Here is a 3744-nt window from a genome sequence, read left to right as displayed (position 1 = left end):
TTGGCGTCGTGTTTCGTCGGCAGGTTGTCATCAAGTTCTTTCGACCGGCACACATGCGCCGGGTTGACCATGACCAACGGGATCCCGTGCTCCTCGAGGAAGTAGGCCAGGTTCAACCAGTAGTGCCCGGTCGGCTCCACGGCGACGATCACCTCTGACTTCCCAAACGCTTGCATCGCCTCCTGAATCGCTTTATACAGCTGCTGAAACCCCTCTTTCGACTGGAAGATCGGGAACGATTTGCGAAGCACGCGCCCCCGGTCATCCACGAAGCAGGCGTAGTGGGTTCGTTTCGCGATATCAATACCCACGACAAGCGTTTGTTCGGTTACTTGATCAATTTTATAGTTTTGTGTACAATTCATCTGAAGTCCTCCTTGGTATGGTGAGTGATGTGGTTGACACCCCTGTATCATACCAAGAGGGCTTTTTTTGATCAAGTCCCCGGAAAAGCTCCTAACGGGAATGCTCCTTATACCTTCTTTTCCAGCAAAACAAAAAATCCTCCTTAAAAAGCGGTGCTTTTTAAGGAGGGATCCATCACCACGGCAACTTCGTCTCTCCCATCAGGAACCGATCGACTTCACGAGCCGCCCCTCGGCCTTCATGGATGGCCCAGACAATTAAGCTTTGGCCGCGGCGGGCGTCGCCGGCGGCAAACACGCCCTCGATGTTTGTTGTATATTTGCCGTATGGGGCTTTCACTTTGTAGTTGATCGTTTCAACACCAAACTGCTTCAACAACGGCTGCTCTGGCCCTTCAAACCCGATGGCGATAAAAACCAAATCACACGGCCATACTTGTTCCGTCCCCGGAATTTCTTTAAAGATCGCTTTGCCGTTTTCATCAATGATTTTTTCCGTTTGAATCGTATGCAGCTCTTTCACGCGGCCGTGCTCGTCGCCTACGATTTTTTTCGTTTGAATGCAATATTGACGCGGGTCTGCCCCAAATTTCGCCTTCGCTTCCTCATACGCATAATCAAGCGTGAAAACGAGCGGATATTGCGGCCAAGGGTTATTGTCTGGGCGCTTGTCCGGCAAAGCCGGGTGTTTGCCGAACTGGACGACGCTTTTGCAGCCTTGGCGCAGCGCGGTCGCCACGCAGTCGGCGCCCGTATCGCCGCCGCCGATCACAATGACATGTTTGTCTTTGGCATCAATAAACTGGCCATCGGCAAAGTTGGAATCCAATAAACTTTTCGTCACGCCGGTCAAATAATCCATCGCAAAATGGACGCCCTCCAGCTCCCGGCCTTCAATGGCCAAATCGCGCTGCTTTTGCGCACCGATGCACAAGACGACGGCGTCGTACTGAGCACGCAGTTCGTCAGCCGTAATATCTTTGCCGACTTCGGTGTTCGTAATAAACGTGATACCTTCCTCTTCGAGCAGACGCACCCGCCGCTCGACCACTTCTTTTTCCAACTTCATATTCGGAATGCCGTACATCAATAAGCCGCCGATGCGGTCAGCCCGCTCATACACCGTCACCGAATGGCCAGCTTGGTTAAGTTGGTCGGCACAGGCGAGCCCAGCCGGGCCAGAGCCGACGATGGCCACTTTTTTCCCTGTTCTTGTTTTCGGAATGCGCGGTTTCACCCATCCCTCGGCAAACCCTTTATCAATAATAGCCCGTTCAATCCCTTTAATGGCAACCGCCGGGTCGGAAATCGCCACCGTGCATGACCCCTCGCACGGCGCTGGACAGACGCGGCCGGTGAATTCCGGGAAGTTGTTCGTTTTCAACAAACGATCAAGCGCTTCTTTCCAGCGGCCTCGGTACACCAAATCGTTCCATTCCGGGATCAAGTTGTGCACCGGACACCCCGAAGTCAGGCCGTTTAGCTCCAATCCCATATGACAAAACGGCGTGCCACAGTCCATACAGCGGGCACCTTGGCGGGCCAGCACGTCTTCGGAAAACGGCTGCGTGTATTCTTTCCAATCATCAAGACGGGAAAGCGGATCGCGCTTTTTCTCTTCCTCGCGTGCATATTCCATAAATCCTGTTGCTTTTCCCACGATGGTTCCCCTCCTTCTTTCCGTACGTATCCTCTCTTCTCTCATGCGGCCTTCCCGCCTGTTGGCCGATCAAAAAGCGGGCCCCGCGAAGCCGCGGAGCCGAAGCGGCGTCGTCACTTCGCGGCCAATCGCAAGCCACAGCGTTACTTCGCCACCGCTTGCAGCTGATGGACGCCGCCGACAGCCGCTTTTTTCTGTTTTGCCACCGTTTCAAACGCCGCCATGACAGCTTCTTCGTGCGAAAGCCCGGACTGTTCGAGCGTTTCGATCGTCTCAATCATCAGTTTGTAATTGCGTGGAATAACTTTGACGAAGCGGCGGACGTAATCGTCCCACTCGTCGAGCACCAATGCAGCCCGCGGGCTTCCTGTATAGCGGTAATGGTTTTCGATCATCCGGCGCACGTCGCGAATTTCTTCCTCGTCTTCGAGCCGCTCAAATGAGACGAGCTCAAGGTTGGCTGTTTGCTGCCAGCTGTCTTCATCGGCAAGAACGTAAGCGATCCCACCGGACATGCCGGCGGCGAAGTTTTTGCCAACCGAACCGAGGATGACAACGCGGCCGCCGGTCATATATTCACAGCCGTGGTCGCCGACGCCTTCGACAACAGCATGGACGCCGCTGTTGCGGACGCAGAACCGCTCCCCAGCGCGGCCGCGAATGTACGCTTCGCCGCTTGTAGCCCCGTAAAACGCCACGTTGCCAATGATGACGTTGTCAGCCGCGGCAAACGGCGCCTCATGCGGCGGACGGACGATCACTTTGCCGCCGGAAAGCCCTTTGCCGACGTAATCATTCGCGTCGCCGACGAGCTCAAGCGTCATCCCTTTCGGCACAAACGCTGCAAAGCTTTGCCCAGCCGATCCGGTGAAATGGAGGCGGATCGTATCATCCGGCAGCCCTTCCTCGCCGTAGCGCTTCGAGATTTCGCTTCCTGTCATCGCCCCGACCGTGCGGTGGACGTTGCGGATGGCGAGGTGAAGTTCGACCGGCTCCTGCCGCTCAAGCGCTGGCTGCACCGCCGGTAAAATTTCCGTATAGTCGAGCGTCTCTTCCATTCGATGGTTTTGCCCTTTGCTGCCTGTGCGCGGGCCATCGACTTGATACAAGAGACGGGACAAGTCAAGATGTTTCGCTTTCCAATGCGCTTTCGCCCGTTCGCTCACTTTTAAGACGTCAACGCGGCCGACCATTTCGTCGATCGTGCGGAATCCGAGTTCCGCCATCATTTCCCGCACTTCCTGAGCGACGAAATACATGAAATTGACGACATGATCCGGCTCGCCGGTAAATTTCTTGCGCAGTTCCGGATTTTGCGTCGCCACGCCGACCGGACACGTATCCAAATGGCAGACGCGCATCATGACACAGCCTAAAACGACGAGCGGTGCCGTCGCAAATCCGAATTCTTCGGCCCCAAACAGCGCCGCCATCACAACGTCACGGCCGGTCATCAATTTGCCGTCGGTTTCTAGAACGACGCGGTCGCGCAACCCATTGAGCATGAGCGTCTGATGCGTTTCCACCAAACCAAGCTCCCACGGCAAGCCGGCATGCTTGATGCTCGTTTTCGGCGACGCACCCGTGCCGCCGTCATAGCCGCTGATGACAATGACATCGGCGTTCCCTTTCGCCACGCCAGCGGCGATTGTGCCGACGCTGGCTTTGGCGACGAGCTTGACGCTGATGCGCGCGTCTTTGTTGGCGTTTTTCAAATCG

The 3744-nt window shown here is 55.7% G+C and carries 3 protein-coding genes; all 3 read right to left on the bottom strand.

Translation table 11 applies throughout. From position 1 onward, the window contains the following. Nucleotides 1–365: IS110 family transposase (locus tag IKE44_RS08215; protein WP_287465572.1), on the bottom strand; the 365-nt coding region annotated here is incomplete at its 3' end. 175 nt (nucleotides 366–540) lie between these two features. After that, the gene (locus IKE44_RS08210) at nucleotides 541–2025 is read right to left on the bottom strand and encodes a glutamate synthase subunit beta (RefSeq protein WP_287465570.1); all 1485 of its coding nucleotides are present in this window, start codon (nucleotides 2023–2025) and stop codon (nucleotides 541–543) included. 143 nt (nucleotides 2026–2168) lie between these two features. Continuing rightward, nucleotides 2169–3744, bottom strand: a 1576-nt coding sequence (locus IKE44_RS08205) for a GltB/FmdC/FwdC-like GXGXG domain-containing protein (RefSeq protein ID WP_287465568.1), incomplete at its 5' end; no start/stop codon positions are given.

It is taken from the genome of Geobacillus sp., assembly GCF_017515625.1.
Taxonomy (GTDB): domain Bacteria; phylum Bacillota; class Bacilli; order Bacillales; family Anoxybacillaceae; genus Geobacillus; species Geobacillus stearothermophilus.
The sequence above is the reverse complement of the archived record's forward strand: the minus strand, read 5'-3'. Positions and strand labels throughout refer to the sequence as shown.